We start from the raw sequence: 16,871 nt of genomic DNA on the forward strand, positions 1-16,871 counted from the left end.
GCCCGACACCGCCCGCCCGAGGCCGCCCGTCCGGCACCGCCCGCCGGCCACGTCTCGGCGTATCCCGGGTCGCCGGCCCGGGTTACGCGGAGAGCTGGACCTCGGAGTCGGTGACCGCCTCGATCGCGTCCTCGTCGACGGTCACACCCCAGCCCGGCCCATCTGGAACGATGAGGACCCCGCCGTCCGGCGTGGGCGCTCGGTCGAGCAGCGGATCACGCAGCGGGTTGTCCCGGATGTCGTACTCGAGAGCGGCCACCGGCGCCGCCGCCGCGGCGAGCTGCAGCGTGGCCGCGAACGCGATCGCGCCGCCGTAGAGATGCGGCAACACCGGCGTGCCGCAGGCTTCGGCGACCGCGCAGATCGCGCGCACCTCCGTCAGCCCGCCGGTCTTGGCCAGGTCCGGCTGCAGGATCCCGATCGCGGGCGAGGCGGCGAAGGCACGGAACTCGTGGCGGCCGTACATGTTCTCGCCGGTCGCGATCGTCAACCCGGTCCGCCGGTGCAGCTCCTCGAGTGCGGCCAGGGCGTTGCCACGCACCGGCTCCTCGATCCACGCCACGTCCGCGGCGCGCAGCAATGGCGCCATGGCGACGGCCTCGTCGACGTCCCACGCCTGGTTCGCGTCGGCGTACAACGCCACGTCCGGACCGGCGACCGCGCGCGCCTCGGACAGGTTGCGCTCGTCGACCTCGCGACCGAACCCGACCTTGAGCTTGAGTGCGGTGTGCCCGGCGGCGAGGCAGGCCCGCGCCGTGTCCCCCACGCCGTCCGGGCCGAGACTGCTGGCATACACCGGCACCGCGTCGCGAACCGGCCCCGGCGCGAGCGCGCCCACCGCGCACCCGCTCCGCTGCCCGGCCAGATCCCACAGGGCCAGGTCGGCACCGCTGATCGCCTGCCGGACGGGACCGGGCGCGCCCCACTGCCGGCCGAGCGGGTCCAGCCGCGAGCACAGCCGGTCGTGCAGCGAGGCGATCCGCGTCGCGTCGCGGCCCATCAGCAACGGCAGCACGCCGTCCCGGAGGGTCGCGACCCGCTCCTCGGCGGCCCACGGCGGATAGTTGATCCAGCTCTCCCCTCGCCCGACGAGCCCGTCGGACGTGCTCAGCTCCACGAGCACGGCGCTGCGGTGCCGCAACGGCGAGAACGACATGGCGATGCCGTCGGACACCGGGGCACGCAGCACCCGCAGCCGCGCACCGACGATGCGGGCCATCAGTCGACCTCGAGCTGGCGCAACAGGACACCGCGGAGCCGGCGGATGTGAGCCCGGGCCGCCTGTTCGGCCGCCACGGCGTCACCGGCGTCGATGGCCGTGACGATGGCCCGGTGGTCGTCGAGCGCCTGCCGCGGACCGGCCGTCACGGTCGTCGTGCGCATCGCGAGCCGCACCTGGGTCTGCACGTCGTCGAGGAGGCGGACGACCTCGTCGTTGCCCGCCGCCTGCCGGATCTGCCGATGGAAGTGCATGTCCGCCTCGGTGCTGGCGACCAGATCCGCCACCCGCACCGCGGCCTCGTGCTCGTCGACCGTCTGCCTCAGTGCCCGCACGAGCCTGCGGCCGGCGTTCTCGACAGCCAGCCGCGCCGCGAGCCCTTCCAGCACCTCGCGGACCTCGTAGATCGAGGCGAGTTCGACGGGGCCGACGTGCGCGACGACGGCGCCCCTCCGCGGTTCCTCCCGGGCGAGGCGTTCCCGCACGAGCCGCATCACCGCGTCCCGCACCGGACTGCGGCTCACCTCGAGCGATTCGGCGAGCGCGGGCACGCTCAGCTTCGTCCCCGGCGCCAGCTCACCACTGAAGATCATCTCGCGCAGCCGGTCGGCGACCGCGTCGGCGACCCGCGGCCCCGCCGTGTCGTTCGCTCCCACCATGCCGGTTATTTTACATGTACTGAAAGCAATTTACATTCCACGCGAGGATGAGCACGGCACGAACCCGCCGCCTCGACCAGCTGCACTCGTGGCGAAGCTGTTTAGATTGACATCTATCTAGACACTGGCAAAGATAGAAGCATGTCGAACGAGGTGTGCTCGACGTCGCTGGCCGGCGAGCCGTTGTCCCCGGACCAAGCCGCCGAACTGTCGCGCGCGTTCAAGGCGCTGTCCGATCCGGTGCGGCTGCGGCTGCTGTCCCTCATCGCCTCGCATGCGGGCGGGGAGGCATGCGTGTGCGATCTGACCGGGGCGTTCGAGCTCACCGGTCCGACCATCTCCCACCATCTCAAGGTCCTGCGGGAGGCCGGACTCGTCGCCGGTGAGCGCAGGGCGACCTGGATCTACTACCGCGTGGACCGCGACGTGCTGCGCCGGTTGTCGACCGTCCTGCGCCCGATGCCCGCGGAATCGGGCGCACCGCCGCAGCGAACGACCTCCGAAGCCGCAGTCCAGGACACCACCGACCAGGGAGCACCCGCGTGACGAGCGAAACGAGGACCGACGCGCCGGAGGCCACCGAGTCCGGAGTGGTCCGCAATCTATCCACACTGGACCGATTTCTTCCACTGTGGATCGGCGCCGCCATGGTGGCCGGACTGGTGGCCGGCCGGTGGGTCCCGGGTCTCGGCTCCGCGTTGGACGCCGTCCAGGTCGGCGGCATCTCGGTGCCGATCGCGTTGGGCCTGCTCGTCATGATGTACCCGGTGCTGGCCAAGGTTCGCTACGACCGGCTGGACACCGTCACCGGCGATCACCGACTGCTGTGGCCGTCCCTGGCGTTGAACTGGATCGCCGGGCCCGCGGTCATGTTCGCCTTGGCGTGGCTGTTGCTGCCGGATCTGCCCGAGTACCGGACCGGGCTGATCATCGTCGGCCTGGCGCGCTGCATCGCGATGGTGATCATCTGGAACGACCTGGCCTGTGGTGACCGGGAGGCCGCCGCGGTTCTGGTCGCGCTGAACTCGGTGTTCCAGGTCGTCGCGTTCGGTGCGCTCGGATGGTTCTACCTGGAGCTGCTGCCGGGCTGGCTCGGCCTGCCCACCGCGGATCTCGACGTCTCCGCGTGGCAACTCGTCGTCAACGTGCTGATCTTCCTCGGCATCCCGTTGCTGGCCGGCTACCTGTCGCGGCGGCTCGGCGAACGCGCGAAGGGCCGCGCCTGGTACGAGTCCCGATTCCTGCCGAAGGTCGGACCGCTGGCGTTGTACGGGCTGCTGCTGACCATCGTCCTGCTGTTCGCGCTGCAGGGCGAACAGATCACCGACCGCCCGCTCGACGTCGTGCGGATCGCGGTCCCACTGCTGATCTACTTCGCCGTGATGTGGGCGGGTTCGTACGCGTTGGGCAGGGCGATCGGGCTGAGTTACGAACGCACGACGACGCTGGCCTTCACCGCCGCGGGCAACAACTTCGAACTCGCGATCGCCGTCGCGATCGCCACCTTCGGGGCCACCAGCGGACAGGCCCTCGCCGGTGTCGTCGGACCGCTCATCGAGGTGCCGGTCCTCGTCGCGCTCGTGTACGTCTCCCTCGCGCTGCGACGGCGATTCCCCACCACCGCGGCGTCGACGAGCACGCCGGACTGAGTCCCATCCCGATCGACCGGAGCCGAAGGAGCCGTCATGTCCGATCTGCCCGAGGTGCTGTTCGTCTGCGTGCACAACGCCGGCCGCTCGCAGATGGCCGCGGCGCTGCTCGACCACCACGCGGCAGGCAGGGTGCAGGTGCGTTCCGCGGGGTCGGCACCGGCGGACTCGATCAACCCGGCCGTCGTCGAGGTCATGGACGAACTCGGCCTCGACCTCACCCGCGAGTTCCCGAAACCGCTGACGACCGAGGCGGTGCGGGCGGCCGACGTGGTCATCACCATGGGCTGCGGCGACGCCTGCCCCGTGTTCCCCGGCAAGCGCTACCTCGACTGGCAGCTCGACGACCCCGCGGGCCGATCCGCCGACGACGTGCGCCCGATCCGGGACGAGATCGACCGCCGCATCCGCGCTCTGCTCGCCGAGCTCGTCGCTCCCAGCGGTGACGAAGCCGACGGCGGCAAGCACCCGCAGCACTGAGCGCGACCTACACCCCCGGCTCCGGGACGGGCTGTGCCTGTGGTTCCGATGATCCGTCCGGCGCCCGCCACCGGCCGTGATGGTGTCGCATGTGGTCGCCGGGTATGTGGTGGTGCTGCATCGCTGTGACGAGCTCGGCCGCGGCCCGCGACCGCGGCGCCGTCAGCAGCGCGTCGGGACTCGCCGTTTCGACGAGCCGGCCGCCGTCCAGGACGTGCACCTCCTCGGCCAACGCGGTCACCACGGCCAGGTCGTGGCTGATCAGCACGACCGCTGTGTCCTGCGTGGACCGCAGATCGGCCAGGGTGGTCAGCAGGTCCGTGCGGGTGACCGTGTCGAGGGCGGACGTCACCTCGTCGCAGACCAGCACCGCAGGGCGCGCGAGCAACGCCCGCACCACGGCCGCCCGCTGCAGCTGTCCTCCCGACAGCTGTTCCGGCCGCCGCCGGGCCTGCTCCGGGCCGACGCCCCAGTGCGCCAGCAGATCCTCGGCCTCCCTGCGCGCCTGCGGCCGCGGCAGACCGCGCAACAGCTCCGCCGTCCGCGCGATCTGATGCGTCACCGGCCGCCGGGGATCGAACCCGCCGCGCGCGTCCTGGTGCACGTATTGGACGTGCCGGCGCTGTGGTGCGCTGCGGCGGCGCGCACTCGGCGGCAGCGGGTGCTCGCCCCACCGCACCTCACCACTGTCGAACGGCGTCAGCCCGGCCAGTCCCCTGGCCAGGGTGGTCTTGCCCGCGCCCGAGCGTCCGACGATCGCGACGCACGCTCCCGCCCGCACCGTCAGGTTCACGTCCGAGAGCAGGGTCGCACCGCGGGGCGCGCGGTACCCGACGCCGTCGGCGACCAGCACGGACCTGCGCGGGCCTGCACTGCGCGGCGCGGGCGCCTCGAGGCGCGCTTCGGCTCCGACCAGCGTCCGCCCGTGGTCGGTGTCCGGTGCCTCGAGCGGCGACGCACCGTCCCCGCGTTCGGCGACCCGTCCGTCATGCAGCACGATCGTGGAATCCGCCAGCCGTCGCGCCAGCGGAAGGTCGTGGGTCAGCAGGACCAGCGCGGTGCCACCGGCCACCAGATCGGCCAGCGTGTCGGCGATCTCCGAGGTGGTCACCGGGTCCGCGCCGGCCGTCGGTTCGTCGAGGACCACCAGTCCGGGCCGGGTGATCAACGCCTGCGCGAGCGCAACCCGCTGCTGCTGACCGCCGGAAAGCTGGTGGGGAAACCGACCGGCCACGGACGGGTCGAGTCGCGCCGCAGCCAACGCCGTCCGAACCGCCTCCCCGCGGGCGGACCGGCGCGACTGGCTCAGAGCGGCCAGCTCCCGCAACGCCGCGCCGATCCGGCGCATCGGGTTCAGCACCGCCTGCGGATGCTGCGGCACCATCGCGGTGACCCCGGTTCGCAGGCGCCGCCGCTCGGCGTCGGTGCGACCGAGCAGTTCCCCCGACGACAGTTCCCCCGCCGGCAGTTCCCCCGACGAGCTGCCGTGGAGGCGCACGCTGCCCGACAGGGCGATGCCGGGCCGGTCCTGTCCCTGCAGTGCGTAGCCGAGCGTGGTCTTGCCGCTGCCCGACCGGCCCACGACCGCGAGCACGCTGCCCGGGGTGACGTCCAGGTCGATGCCGTCCAGCAGCACGCTCTCGCCTGCCACGGCTCGCAACCCGCGCACGGTGAGGATCGGTGCGGTCACCCGGCCATCTCCTCGTCGCGGCGCGCCGGTGCCGACCGGAACCACCACCGGAGCCGCCGCGCTCGGGGCTCCCGGGACGACCTCGTGACCCGGTCGACGACGACGTTGGCCCCGGCGCACAACGCCACGAGCAATCCGGCGGGCACGAGCACGGCGAGCGGTTGGAGCACGAGCGCGTCGCGGTTCCGTTCGACGAGCACCGCCCAGTCGGCGGTGGAGCCCGCCAGGCCCAGTCCGAGGAAGTTCGCCGAGGCGATCAACTGCAGCACCAGAATGAGCCTGGTACCCGCATCCACCGCCACCGGCGCCAGCACCGCCCTGCCCGTGTGCCACAGGTGGATCCGCCACCACGGCTCGCCCTGCAGCACCATCGTCTCCACCACCGTGCGGCATGCGGGGGCCAGTGCCGCGCTGCGGGCCAACCGCACGACCGCGGGCAACTGCAGTGCGGCCACCGCAACGACGACACCGAACGCGTGCTGTTCCCCGGTACTCGCCAGCACCAGCAGCACGAGCAGCCCCGGCAGCGCCAGCACCGTGTCCAGGCCGTGCAGTACCGCCTCGTCCACCCATCTGCGCGAGTGGCCCACCATCGTCAACGCGAGTGGAACCCCGACGAGGTAGGCCAGCGCCAGGGACGCCCCCGCGAGCAGCAGCACGGTCCGGCCACCGGTCAGCGCCAGCGCGAGCACGTCCCTGCCGAGCACGTCGGTGCCCAGCGGGTGTCCGGGTCCCGGCGGCAGCAACGGTCCGGCCTCCGAGCGCGTCGACCCCGCGACGAGCGGGCCTGCCACCGCCACCAGCAGAACGGCGCCCAGCACCACCCACGCCGCCGCGGTGCACACCGCTCCCGCGGACCCGACTGCTCCCGCCGGCCCGGCCGCTCCCGCGGACCCGACTGCTCCCGCGGGCCGACCGCACCGCACCGTCCTCATGCGACCACCTCGCGCTGCGGAACCAACCGCCGTGCGGCGACGTCGGCCGCCACGTTGACCACGACCGTGGTGACCACGAACAGCACCGCGTAGCCCTGCACCACCGGCAGGTCGCGTGCCTTGACCGCCTCGACGAACCCGGCGCCGACGCCGGTGAGCCCGAAGAGCGCCTCCACCACGACGACCCCGCCGAGCAGTCCGTCCACCGTGCGCGCCACCTGCTGCACCGCGGGTGCGAGCCCGTTCGGCACGACGGTGCGCAGCAGCACCGTCCGCTCCGGCACGCCGAGCACGCGCAGATGGGTCGCGTACTCGGCCTCGCGCGCCTCGGCCACGCCGATCCGGATCTGGCGTGCCAGCGCGCACAGCCTCGTGCACACCAACACTGCGACCGGCAGCACCAGTACCGCAGGCTGCTCGGCGAGGGAGAACCCGGACAGGCCGGCCGCCGTGGCGGGAAACCAGCCCCACTCCAACGCGAACACGGCGACGAGGAACATCCCGAGGGCGAACTCGGGGATCGCGTGCAGGATCACCAACGCGGTGTTGAGCGTGCGGTCGGTCCGCGATCCCGGCCGCGCACCGCTCACGACGCCGAGCACCACCGCCAGCGGAATCACGCACGCGAGGGTCACCGCGGCCAGTACGGCCGTGCCCGCCAGTTCGTCGGCGAGATCGGCGGTGACGGGGCGGCCGGTCCGCAGCGACGTTCCGAGGTCGCCGTGGACCAGACCACCGAGCCAGTCGAGGAACTGCTCGCCCCACGGACGGTCGAGCCCCCACGACGCACGCAGCGCCTCCCGCTGCGCGTCGGTGGCGTTCTCCCCCAGCACGACCACCGCCGCGTCGCCGGGCAGGACCGACGTCAGCAGGTGGACGATCGTGACGACCGCGGCGATCTGCAACAGCCCCGCACCGAGTCGTCGCGCGGCGTACGCCCGCATCACCCGAGCACGGCGCCGTCGAACCGCGCCCACTCCAGCGAGTTGGGCGTGGCCGCGCGCAGGCCGCCGACCTCGGGCGTGATCGCCACGTTCCAGTCGCTGAAACCCCACACCAGCAGTCCGCTCTCCGCGTGGGCGATGCGCTGGGCGTCGGCCAGCAGCCGCGCCCGCTCGGACTCGTCGGACGTCGCCACGGCACGGGAGTACAGCGTGTCGAAGCGTTCGGACCGGAAATGCGTGTAGTTGCCGCTCTCGGCTCCGGAGGTGAGCCGCTGGCCGAGGAACCCCGCCACGGGTAGTGCGGCCGTCCGGGTGTGGGCGGCGACGCCGCGGTCCTCGATCTCGGAGAAGTAGGTCTCCGACGGGCGCGTGCGCGGCGTCGCGGTCACGCCGATGTCGGCCAGCTGCTGGGACAGCACCGTGGCGGCGCGCTCGAAATAGGGGTCCGTGTCACTGGTCAACAGCTCGAATTCCACGTTCTCGGCACCGGCCCTCGTCAGCAGCTCCCTGGCGGCCTCGACGTCGCGCATGCGCTGCGGCACGTCACCGGCGTAGTGGCGCAGCCCTTTGCCGAACAGGTCGTTGCCGACCTGGCCCTTGCCGCTCAGCGCGACCTCGACGAGTGCCTGCCTGTCCACCCCGAGCAACACGGCCCGCAGTACTCGCGGATCGTCGAAGGGCGGCCGGTCGACCTTCAACGCCACCGCCTGCATCGTCGAGTGGGGCGCCGACAGCACGCGGGCCCGGGGATCGCCCTCGAGCCTGCGCGCCGCATTGGCTCCGATGTCGTGGGCGTAGTGCACCTGGCCCGACAACAACGCCGACACCCTCGCCGACTCGTCGTTGATCGGCACGAACTCCACCTCCCGCGGCCTCGCCTTTCCCGCCCAGTGGCCGTCGAACCGGGCGAACACCGCGGGCGAGCCGGGTTCGAACGAGCGGAGGCGGAACGGGCCGGACCCCACGGGGTCCCGGAAGTCCGTGGTGCCGGACGGAACGATCTCCGTCCCCGGCGCTCCCCACGCGGAGGGGAACTCGAAGTTCGGCGCGGTGAGGACGAGTTCGAGTTCGGTGGCCGACCGGACCCGGCTGGCCGCGAAGTCGACGTCCGCGAAGTGCGCCTGTGCCGACGCGCCCGTCGCCGGATCGGCGATGCGGCGATAGCTGTAGAGCACGTCCTCGGCAGAGACGCGGCTCCCGTCGTGGAAACGCGCCTCGCGCAACCGGATCCGCCACCGTCTGCCCGAGGCGTCCGGTTCCCACGACTCGGCCAGGCGCGGCACCACGCTCATGTCGTCGTCGTAGGCCGCCACCGTGTCGAACAGCGCCTTGGCCCGTGCCTGGTCGACGAACAGCGGTGCCGCGTGCGGGTCGAGCGATTCCTGCCCGCCCGCGGTGGCGAAGGCCACCCGCAGGCGCTCCGTGCCGCCGGTGCCTGCGGCGCACGCCGGCAGGACGGCCGCCGCAGCGGTGCCGGACACCGCCGCGAGGAAGCCGCGACGGCTCAGCGCGCGCCGCGGCTCCTGCCGAGCTCGCCCCGGTTGTGCGCCACGTGGAGACGGGACAGTCGTGAACCGCGTCATGGTCACCGTCCCTCCGTACGGTCGGTTCCGTCCGCAGCTCGCTCATCGGAGCTCTCCCCGGAAGCCCCGCCGGAGCCGTGTCCGGGCGCACCGCCGGAGCCGTCGGCCGCGCTGCGTTCGAGCAGTCCCCTCCGCTCCATGACCGCGGTTCCGGCGGCACCGGCCAGTCCGACGGCACACAACGCCAACCACGGCAGCCAGCGCAGCTGCGCCGCGCCTGCCATCTCGAGGAGCGCGCCGACGAGCCAGCTCACGCCGGCGGCGGCCACGCTCGAGACCAGGTAGTAGAACCCGTAGTAGGTACCCGCCAGCCGCTCGCTGCCGACGACGGGCAGCAGTTCCATCGCGAACGGATTGGTGATGGCCTGGCCCACGGTGAACAGCACGGTCGTGACGAGCACGGGGACCATCACCGCTGCCACCGTCACCCCCGCGTCGGCACCGGCGGCGCGGGTGGCGATCATCGGCGAAGCCACGAGCAGCGGCACGAACGACAGCCCCATGCACGCCAGCCCGAGCACGATCGAGCGGCCCGAACTCCACCGGGCGCGGCACCACTCGGTGATCCGCACCTGCCAGAACACCCCGATGACCGTCGACACGACGAACACCACGGTGATCGCCCACGACAGGCCGGACACCCGCTGCGCCTCCAACGGGATCGTCAGGTACAGCTGGTTGTACAGGCCGAAGTACGCCGACAGCGAGACCGTGAAGGCCAGGAAGCGCCGGTTGGTCACGACCTCCCGCCAACTGCCCAGGACACTCGACCGCTGCGGCTCCACCTCGCGATGCGGCAGCACCAGCACCTGAGCCACCGTGAGCGCGGCGAAGGCCAGGCAGGCCACCCAGGCCACGGCACGGAAATCGATCGCCAGCAGCAGCGCACCGACCAGTGGACCGACCAGCGTGCCTGCGTGCGCGAACACGTTGAACACCGAGAACGCCTCGGCGCGCCGCTCGCCGGCCTCGTGCATCAGATAGGTCCGCACGGCCGGGTTGAAGAAGGCACCGGCCAAGCCGGTCAGGACGACCGCGGCGACCAGTCCGGGCAGCGACGTGAGCACCGCGAACAGGCCGAACGCGACGACCCGCAACGCGCATCCGAGGACGATCATCGGCCGGCAGCCGATCCGGTCCGCCGCGGTCCCGCCCACCAGGAACATGCCCTGCTGGCTGAGGTTGCGCAGGCCGAGCACCAGCCCGACGATCGCGGCACCGTAGCCGAGCTCCCCGCTCATGTACGAGGCCAGGAACGGCAGCAGCATGTAGAAGCCCACGTTGATGCCGAACTGGTTCAGCACCAGCAGCCGTGCGGGCGTCGAGAGCTGCAGGAACGCGCTTCGGCTCGTCATGATGATGTCTCCTCCTCGCCCGCCGCGTGCGAGCGCGCCGCTTTCCGGTCGCACGGGTCGGGAACGCCGACGCACCGCGCCCATCGCAGGCCCACCGAATCCGCGACGCTGTCCACTGTGTCCGGTTCGTCGGCCAGTGCCGTCAGTCCGTGCCGCCTGCGGAACCCGTCGTCGAAGACCGACTCCCAGTAACGGCTCGGACCGTCGGGAAAGACCGCGACGACCCGGTCGGAGTCGAGCTGCCGCGCGCACCATGCGGCCACCATGGCCGCGGCACCCGTACTCCACCCTCCGCTGACGAACGTGCCCGCGGCGAGCCGCCTGCTCGCATCCGCGGCCTCGCCCGCATCGACCCAGTGCACCTCGTCCAACTCGTCGTAGGCGACGTTGTCCGGATGGATGCTGCTGCCGAGTCCGCGCATCAGGCGCGGGCGTGCGGGCTGGCCGAACACGGTCGAACCGCACGCGTCGACGCCGATCACGCGCACGTGCGGCCACCGTCGGCGCACCACGGGTGCGATGCCGGCGCTGTGCCCTCCGGTGCCGACACTGCACACCACCGCGTCCAGCCGGTCGAACTGCTGGACGAGCTCGGTGCCGAGTTGCCGGTAGCCGGCCGGGTTGTCGGGATTGTTGTACTGATCCGGCCAGTACGCGTCCGGGATCTCGCGCAACAGCCGTTCGACGCGCTCCAGGCGCGCCCGCTGCCATCCGCCGGCCGGGTGCGGCCGGTCGACGATCTCCAGCCGCGTTCCGTAGGCACGCAGCAGGCGGCGGGTCATCTCGTCGAGTTCGTCGTCGGCGACGATGACCACCGGATGTCCCAGTGCGCGGCCGACGAACGACAGGCCGACGGCCAGGGTTCCGCTGCTCGACTCGACCACGGTCGCCCCGTCGGCGAGTTCGCCGCGCCGGCGGGCGCCCTGCAGCATCGCCAACGCCGCCCGCGCCTTCATCGTCGCGGGGCCGACACCCTCCAATTTGGCCCAGAACCCGGGGTGCGGGTGCGGCAGCGGTGTGCCCACCCGCAGCACGGGCGTGTTGCCCACCAGGTCCAACAACGACACACACCTGCGACCGCCCGGCGTGTCGACCGGTGTCGTCCGTGCCTCACCGGGTCCGGTGTGCTGGAACGGAATCACGCGGGATCACCGCCGTCCACGCCATACAGATGGATGTCGCTCGCGTCGCCGGTGAGCCAGAAGAACGGGTACGGCTCGGCCGACAGCGCCGCCACGTCGTCGCCGAGCAGTTCCCGCAGCACGGCGCTGCCGGTCTGGGCGAACACCGCCAACGGCAGTCCACCCTCGCGGCATCGGCGGGAGATGTCGTCGAACGTGCCGTTGCCGAGCGTCATGCCCGAAGCGAGCACGGCGTCGGCCGCACCGACCGCCTCGCGATGGTCGGTGACGACCGGTTCGCCCCATTCGGTGCGGCCGCCCAGGAGATCGCACGGGAGGTAGTCGATCCGCCGTTCCCGCAGGGCCGACAGGAGCGAGTTGACGACGCCGATCACGGCCACCCGGCCGGCGGGCCGCACCCGCACGAGACCGGCGACCGCGCGCGCCCGCGCCATCGACTTCTCGAGCGACGTGCCCGCGGCGATCCGCACGGTCCGGGCGCCGGCCTGCGCGCCGTGCGGCCGCCGGGCCGCGAGCCAGGCATCCAGGGCCGCGATCCGTACCGCCCGGATCGGATGGTCCAGGAGCGCGGCGACGTCCGTGCCGACGAGGCCGCGCACGACCGTGTCGTCCAGCTCGTCACGCTCGACGGCGCACGACCCGACGGCGGGTCCCACGCGCACACTCAGCACGGTGTTGGTGTAGCCGACCCGCCGCCCCGCATGACGGGCCGCCTGCACGGTCAGAAAAGCCACGGAGACCGTGGCATTGCTCAACGCGGTGAACGCGCCGGGGTCCAGCCGGCCGACGACACGCTCCAGCGCACCGTCGTCCGACTTCCCCGGCGCGGGGAAGTTCTCGGTCACACGACTCTCCACATCGTACGGACAGGACGCGAGAACGCGACCGGACTAGGCGATGTGGAGCAGAGTGGAACGTGTTTCGGGTGATACCGGAAACGACGGGAACGACTGCTGTGCGACCTGCACCGTTGACCTCCTCCGGGGCTCCGCGACCCCGTACGATTCGGCGCGACGGTGGGAGTCTCCTGACTCGTGGATCCGCATCGTCCCCTGCCTTCCCGCCGGATGTCCGGCAGTGGCGCGGGTGGGGACGACTCCTCACTCACAGTGGCGGGACCGTGCCGGATTCGCACCGGCTTCCTCGTCACCATCGCATGAACTGCGATTCAACATCCCAGCTCCGCACGATCCCGTCAAGATCGACCGCCCGGGAGTGACGGACGTTGCATCGATCAACACCGATTCCCATGTGCATCGGTGCATCCGTGCATGCCCGTTCGTTCGTGCACCCGCGGCGATGTGTGCATTCGGGCGAACGGACCTTTGTGGACCCGGCTCCTCAGCTGCCGTGGCGTGGGACCACGGGCGGACGGGTCAGTTCGCGGTGCCGGTCAACCTGCGGCAGGCGGACTCGGCGATGGCGGCGAGGGGCTCGTCGAGGCTGTCGTCCTCGTAGGCGCGGCCGTGGGTGAACGCCGCGATGACGAGCGGGGCACCGTCCGGGGTCCACGTGATGCCGACGTCGTTGCGCGCGCCGTACCAGCCCGCTCCGGTCTTGTCGGCCAGTGCCCACCCCGCGGGCACGCCCGCGCCGAACACGGGGCCCGCCGTCTGGTTCGCCAGCATCCACGTCGTCAACCGCTCGCGGTCCGGCCTCGACAGTGCGCGTCCGACCACGAGGGACGCGTACGTCCCGGCGATCGACCGCGGGGACGTCGTGTCGCGCTCGTCCCCCGGAGTTCCGGTGCTCAGCTCGGGTTCCCATCGGTCGATTCGCGTCACCCGGTCTCCCAACGAGCGTGCGAACGCGGTGACGGCAGCCGGGCCGCCGAACTCGCGCATGAGCACGTTGGCCGCCGTGTTGTCGCTGACCGTCACGGTCGCTTCGGCCAGCTGGGCGACGGTCAGGCCATTTCGGACGGTGTTCTCGGTGACCGGGGAGTTCAGCACCAGGTCCTCGTCGGTCCACGAGGAGCCTGCGCCCGAGTGCTGCCGCCGGAGCATCGCGCACGATCCGCGCGGCGAGCAGGACCTTGAACACCGAGCACACGGGAAACCGTTCCTGTGGGCGGTGTTCCAGCCGTGTACCGGTGCGCAGGTTGACCGCCGTCACACCGACACGCCTGCGGTACGTGTGCTCGAGTTCGGCGAACTCCTCGTCGATCCGCGACCCGTCCCCCGCTGTCCCGGCCCCTGTTGAGGTGCCGCCCGCTGCCCCGGCCCTCGCGGGCAGACCGAGCGTCACCGCACCCGCGGCGGCGCCCACGAGCAGCGCTCGTCTGCGCACGTCGCCTCCGGGCGCCTGCTCGCTGTCTGCTCCGTGCTCGGTGCGCCGCCATCCGTCCATCGCCGGGTCCTCCCTGTCGTGGCCCCGCACCCGCGCGGGGCCCTGTGGTGCCTGTGTCGGATCGTCCGAACGATGGCACCGCGCGCATCGGCGCGTCCAAGGACGGACACGCATGCGTGCATGTCGCCGCGACATACGACAGTCCGGCGGCGGTGCGGGACACTGGACGACGTGGATCTCGTGCTGCACCTACGCGGTTTCGTCGCCGTCGCCGACGAACTGAGCGTGTCCGAAGCCGCGTGGCTTCTCGGTGTCGACCAGCCGTTGTTGAGCAGGAGGCTGCGCGCGCTCGAGCGGGAGCTCGGCGTGGAGCTGATCGACCGGTCGCGGCGGCAGATCGCCCTGACCGCCGACGGCGCGGCGCTCCTGCCCCGGGCGCGCCATCTCGTCGAGCAGGCCGACCACCTGGTGCGCACCGTCCGGCACACGACCGCGCCGACGGTCCGGCTCGCGGTTCCCCCGGAGTGTGATCCGGCGGTGCTCGCCGAGCTGACGACCACCCTCGCCGACGCCGCGCTGCCGCTCGAACTCACCGAACCCACCGGCGGGGAACCGCACCCGGACGGTTCGTGGACGGTCGAGACCTGCGACCCCGCCTCGGCGCAGTGGACCGTGCCGCTCGGAGCCGGCTCGGCCACGGGCGGGCACCACGCGGTGCGACTCAGTGGGCTGCGACCGCGGCGCGGTGAGGCTGCGCGTCCGCTGCTGGTGCTGCCGCCCGATCTCACCCCACCGCGCGACGAGTGGCTCGCCTCGGCGGTCGACGCCGCGGGGCTCTCGCCCGCGCTGGTGCGGCCGAGTCCCGTCCACGTCGCCGTGTCCGAGGCGCTGGCGGGCCGGGCGACGGTGCTGTGCACCGCGCGCGAGGCCCGCGAGCACGAGCTGGTCTGGACCCCGGTCACCGATCCGCCGCTGCTGCGCGGTTACCGCCTGGCCGAGCGTGAGCCGCTACCGCAGGCCCTGGCAACCGGCTCCGTGCGCAGCCGCGCCCTGGAGCTCATCGGCACCGCACTGGGCGCCGGCGACCCGGGAACCACCGACCCTGACACGACCAACTCGGGCACCGACCGTGGCACGACCGATCGGGGCACAGGCGACGATCCCGCGGCCGGTCGCAAGCCGGGAGCGACGTCCCCAGCGGAGGACCACACATGACCACCCCGCCGATCGCAGGCGACGGGGCCGATCTGCTCGCCCTGGCCGACGACATCTGGCGCCGCTGGCGCCGGGTCCGCATCCACGGCGGGTTCGTGGCCCGCAACGTCGACACCGGACGCCGGATCTGCGTCGACCCCGACCGGCTGTGGCCGCTGGCGTCCGTCGCCAAGGTCCCGTTGGCACTCGTGGTCGCCGATCGCATCGCCCGCGGCGAGCTGGCGGGCGACCGCATGATCACGATCGACCCGGCACGGCGCAGCGAGGGCCCCACCGGCCTGTCGACGTTCCGCCATCCCGCGACCTGCGCGGTCGCCGACCTGCTGGGGCAGATGATCGCGATCAGCGACAACGCCGCGGCCGACGCCCTGTTCGAACTCGTACCACCCGCCGAGGTGACGTCCCGGCTGCGGGAATGGGGAGTGGACGCCGTCCACGTGCGCCACCCCATGCACCTCATGTACGAGGCGGCGACGCGGGTCGCGGGCCCGGACTTCACCCTGGGGCGCCGTCTGGCCGTGGAGGGCGCACGGCCGGACGGCGGCCACGTGATCGACTCGCTCGACATCCACCGGGCCACCGTCGGTTCGGCAGCCGCACTCGCCGACCTCGTGTGCCGCATCTGGACCGGCGACATCGACGCGGCCGAGGACGCGTGCGCCGCCGTCCGCGACGCCATGTACCGCCAGCTGCTCAGCCCGCGGATCGGCGCCGACCTGCAGGCCGACGACATCCGCATCGCAGGCAAGACCGGATCGTTCCTGACCCTGCGCCACGAGATCGGACTCGTCGAGTACGGCTCCTCCCGCATCGCCGTCGCCGCGCTCGCCGCGTCCGAACGCACCGCCCGAATCCAGCAGGACGTCGACCTGGCGATCGGCGCCGCGGCGCGGGACGCCGTCGAGGCTCTCGCCTGAGACCCCAGCCTCAGAACTGTCCTGAGAGACCAGCCTGAGCAGCTGGCCTGACGCGCGAGGTCAGTCGGCCCGAATGCCGCGCCACACCACGTCGGTCAACTTCGCGACGTCCGACTGCCAGTCGCCCCGCGGGTCGAGGTGGAACAGGCCGAACAGGCACCGCACGACGGTTTCGACCTCCGTGTCCTCCCGAACGTTGCCCGCCTCGACGTTGGCGCGCAGCAGGTCCGCCAGCCCGCAGCGGATCCGGTCGAAGGCACTCGCCGGCAGCGAGTCCGATTCCTCGGACGTGGCACTGATTCGTTGCAGCGCCTCGGCCAGCCCGCGTTTGGTCATCATGTAGTGCGCGAGGTGGTCCCTGATCCACATCCGGAAGGCCGCCTCGGGAGTCTGCTCGGCGAGCAGATCCGCGACCGCGTCGACGATGTGGTCGACCTCGCGCTCGTACACCGCCAGGATCAGCGACGCGGGGGTCGGGAAGTGCCGGTAGACCGTGCCGACACCGACCCCGGCCTGCTTGGCGATCGCGTTGAACGAGACCTCGCCGGTCGCGCTCAGCGACGTGGCCGCCGCCGCGAGGATGGCCTCGTGATTACGGCGGGCGTCGGCACGCCTCGGGCTCACCGATCCGGCGGACATCGACCCTCCCGCAACTGCTCGACCACGACTTCCGGACCCGCGTAGCGTACCCGTTGCCAACCGGATAGCTATCCGCTAGCGTCGTCCACGTCACCAACGGATACCTATCCGCTTCTCCGTCTCTCCGCTCTCGACAGCGCACACGAACTGCGCGG

Annotated in this window: 16 protein-coding genes and 1 riboswitch; of the genes, 5 read left to right on the forward strand and 11 right to left on the reverse strand. The window is 72.1% G+C overall.

Going from position 1 to position 16,871, the window contains the following annotated elements; translation table 11 throughout:
• Positions 1 to 82: 82 nt before the first annotated feature.
• Both IF64_RS0103195 and IF64_RS0103200 read right to left on the reverse strand, forming a co-directional pair.
• Complete coding sequence (locus IF64_RS0103195) at positions 83 to 1,219, reverse strand: mandelate racemase/muconate lactonizing enzyme family protein (RefSeq protein WP_051757437.1); 1,137 nt, start codon at positions 1,217 to 1,219, stop codon at positions 83 to 85.
• Positions 1,219 to 1,878 (reverse strand): GntR family transcriptional regulator, encoded by a 660-nt coding sequence (locus IF64_RS0103200; protein ID WP_030530471.1) that lies wholly within the window; start codon positions 1,876 to 1,878, stop codon positions 1,219 to 1,221. Before IF64_RS0103200 ends, IF64_RS0103195 begins: the two co-directional genes overlap by 1 nt.
• Before the next feature lie 141 nt (positions 1,879 to 2,019).
• On the opposite strand from IF64_RS0103200, the gene IF64_RS0103205 reads away from it, so the two are divergent.
• Genes IF64_RS0103205 through IF64_RS0103215 form a run of 3 tightly spaced genes read left to right on the forward strand, consistent with a single transcriptional unit; the run spans position 2,020 to position 4,007 of the window.
• The gene (locus IF64_RS0103205; RefSeq protein ID WP_048808435.1) at positions 2,020 to 2,424 is read left to right on the forward strand and encodes an ArsR/SmtB family transcription factor; all 405 of its coding nucleotides are present in this window, start codon (positions 2,020 to 2,022) and stop codon (positions 2,422 to 2,424) included.
• Positions 2,421 to 3,527, forward strand: a complete 1,107-nt coding sequence (gene arsB / locus IF64_RS0103210) for an ACR3 family arsenite efflux transporter (protein WP_051757438.1) — start codon at positions 2,421 to 2,423, stop codon at positions 3,525 to 3,527. The genes IF64_RS0103205 and arsB overlap by 4 nt, the downstream gene beginning before the upstream one ends.
• Positions 3,528 to 3,563: 36 nt before the next feature.
• A complete protein-coding gene (locus IF64_RS0103215) occupies positions 3,564 to 4,007 on the forward strand; it encodes an arsenate reductase ArsC (protein ID WP_036875668.1) in 444 nt (147 codons plus the stop codon).
• 7 nt (positions 4,008 to 4,014) lie between these two features.
• On the opposite strand, the gene IF64_RS0103220 is transcribed toward IF64_RS0103215, so the two are convergent.
• The 8 genes from IF64_RS0103220 to bla form a co-directional block, all read right to left on the reverse strand.
• Positions 4,015 to 5,697 carry an ABC transporter ATP-binding protein gene (locus tag IF64_RS0103220; protein WP_084705616.1) on the reverse strand — a complete coding sequence of 561 codons (1,683 nt, stop codon included), beginning with the start codon at positions 5,695 to 5,697 and terminating at the stop codon, positions 4,015 to 4,017.
• Positions 5,694 to 6,632, reverse strand: coding sequence for an ABC transporter permease subunit (locus IF64_RS0103225; RefSeq protein ID WP_084705617.1), 939 nt, complete (start codon positions 6,630 to 6,632; stop codon positions 5,694 to 5,696). Before IF64_RS0103225 ends, IF64_RS0103220 begins: the two co-directional genes overlap by 4 nt.
• Positions 6,629 to 7,576: an ABC transporter permease gene (locus tag IF64_RS0103230; RefSeq protein WP_030530477.1), complete on the reverse strand. Its 948-nt coding sequence runs from the start codon at positions 7,574 to 7,576 to the stop codon at positions 6,629 to 6,631. The genes IF64_RS0103225 and IF64_RS0103230 overlap by 4 nt, the downstream gene beginning before the upstream one ends.
• Positions 7,576 to 9,057 carry an ABC transporter substrate-binding protein gene (locus IF64_RS0103235; RefSeq protein ID WP_342779915.1) on the reverse strand — a complete coding sequence of 494 codons (1,482 nt, stop codon included), beginning with the start codon at positions 9,055 to 9,057 and terminating at the stop codon, positions 7,576 to 7,578. Before IF64_RS0103235 ends, IF64_RS0103230 begins: the two co-directional genes overlap by 1 nt.
• A 104-nt stretch (positions 9,058 to 9,161) precedes the next feature.
• Positions 9,162 to 10,514 (reverse strand): MFS transporter, encoded by a 1,353-nt coding sequence (locus IF64_RS0103240; RefSeq protein WP_084705619.1) that lies wholly within the window; start codon positions 10,512 to 10,514, stop codon positions 9,162 to 9,164.
• Positions 10,511 to 11,656 (reverse strand): PLP-dependent cysteine synthase family protein, encoded by a 1,146-nt coding sequence (locus IF64_RS0103245; RefSeq protein ID WP_246134715.1) that lies wholly within the window; start codon positions 11,654 to 11,656, stop codon positions 10,511 to 10,513. Before IF64_RS0103245 ends, IF64_RS0103240 begins: the two co-directional genes overlap by 4 nt.
• Positions 11,653 to 12,501 (reverse strand): Rossmann-like domain-containing protein, encoded by an 849-nt coding sequence (locus IF64_RS0103250; RefSeq protein WP_036875670.1) that lies wholly within the window; start codon positions 12,499 to 12,501, stop codon positions 11,653 to 11,655. The genes IF64_RS0103245 and IF64_RS0103250 overlap by 4 nt, the downstream gene beginning before the upstream one ends.
• Positions 12,502 to 12,656: 155 nt before the next feature.
• A riboswitch (cobalamin riboswitch) is annotated at positions 12,657 to 12,845 on the reverse strand.
• Positions 12,846 to 13,032: 187 nt separating this feature from the next.
• On the reverse strand, positions 13,033 to 13,662 hold the full coding sequence (gene bla / locus IF64_RS26995) for a class A beta-lactamase (RefSeq protein ID WP_051757439.1): 630 nt from the start codon (positions 13,660 to 13,662) through the stop codon (positions 13,033 to 13,035).
• A gap of 514 nt (positions 13,663 to 14,176) precedes the next feature.
• Here bla and IF64_RS0103260 point away from each other — a divergent pair.
• Together IF64_RS0103260 and IF64_RS0103265 are read left to right on the forward strand one after the other, a co-directional pair.
• Positions 14,177 to 15,160 (forward strand): LysR family transcriptional regulator, encoded by a 984-nt coding sequence (locus IF64_RS0103260; RefSeq protein WP_051757440.1) that lies wholly within the window; start codon positions 14,177 to 14,179, stop codon positions 15,158 to 15,160.
• On the forward strand, positions 15,157 to 16,077 hold the full coding sequence (locus IF64_RS0103265; protein WP_030530483.1) for a serine hydrolase: 921 nt from the start codon (positions 15,157 to 15,159) through the stop codon (positions 16,075 to 16,077). The genes IF64_RS0103260 and IF64_RS0103265 overlap by 4 nt, the downstream gene beginning before the upstream one ends.
• A 60-nt stretch (positions 16,078 to 16,137) precedes the next feature.
• Here IF64_RS0103265 and IF64_RS0103270 read toward each other — a convergent pair whose 3' ends face one another.
• Entirely contained in the window at positions 16,138 to 16,716 is a 579-nt protein-coding gene (locus IF64_RS0103270; RefSeq protein ID WP_030530484.1) for a TetR/AcrR family transcriptional regulator, read from the reverse strand.
• Positions 16,717 to 16,871: the final 155 nt, after the last annotated feature.

The organism is Prauserella rugosa (genome assembly GCF_000719975.1).
Lineage (GTDB): Bacteria > Actinomycetota > Actinomycetes > Mycobacteriales > Pseudonocardiaceae > Prauserella > Prauserella rugosa.

What these genes read in the sequence shown, in the direction of transcription:
- IF64_RS0103270 (WP_030530484.1), bottom strand. Translation starts at nt 16,716, where the DNA reads ATGTCCGCCGGATCGGTGAGCCCGAGGCGTGCCGACGCCCGCCGTAAT.
- IF64_RS0103200 (WP_030530471.1), bottom strand. Translation starts at nt 1,878, where the DNA reads ATGGTGGGAGCGAACGACACGGCGGGGCCGCGGGTCGCCGACGCGGTC.
- IF64_RS0103215 (WP_036875668.1), top strand. Translation starts at nt 3,564, where the DNA reads ATGTCCGATCTGCCCGAGGTGCTGTTCGTCTGCGTGCACAACGCCGGC.
- IF64_RS0103265 (WP_030530483.1), top strand. Translation starts at nt 15,157, where the DNA reads ATGACCACCCCGCCGATCGCAGGCGACGGGGCCGATCTGCTCGCCCTG.
- IF64_RS0103230 (WP_030530477.1), bottom strand. Translation starts at nt 7,576, where the DNA reads ATGCGGGCGTACGCCGCGCGACGACTCGGTGCGGGGCTGTTGCAGATC.
- IF64_RS0103240 (WP_084705619.1), bottom strand. Translation starts at nt 10,514, where the DNA reads ATGACGAGCCGAAGCGCGTTCCTGCAGCTCTCGACGCCCGCACGGCTG.
- IF64_RS0103205 (WP_048808435.1), top strand. Translation starts at nt 2,020, where the DNA reads ATGTCGAACGAGGTGTGCTCGACGTCGCTGGCCGGCGAGCCGTTGTCC.
- IF64_RS0103225 (WP_084705617.1), bottom strand. Translation starts at nt 6,632, where the DNA reads ATGAGGACGGTGCGGTGCGGTCGGCCCGCGGGAGCAGTCGGGTCCGCG.
- IF64_RS0103195 (WP_051757437.1), bottom strand. Translation starts at nt 1,219, where the DNA reads ATGGCCCGCATCGTCGGTGCGCGGCTGCGGGTGCTGCGTGCCCCGGTG.
- bla (WP_051757439.1), bottom strand. Translation starts at nt 13,662, where the DNA reads ATGCTCCGGCGGCAGCACTCGGGCGCAGGCTCCTCGTGGACCGACGAG.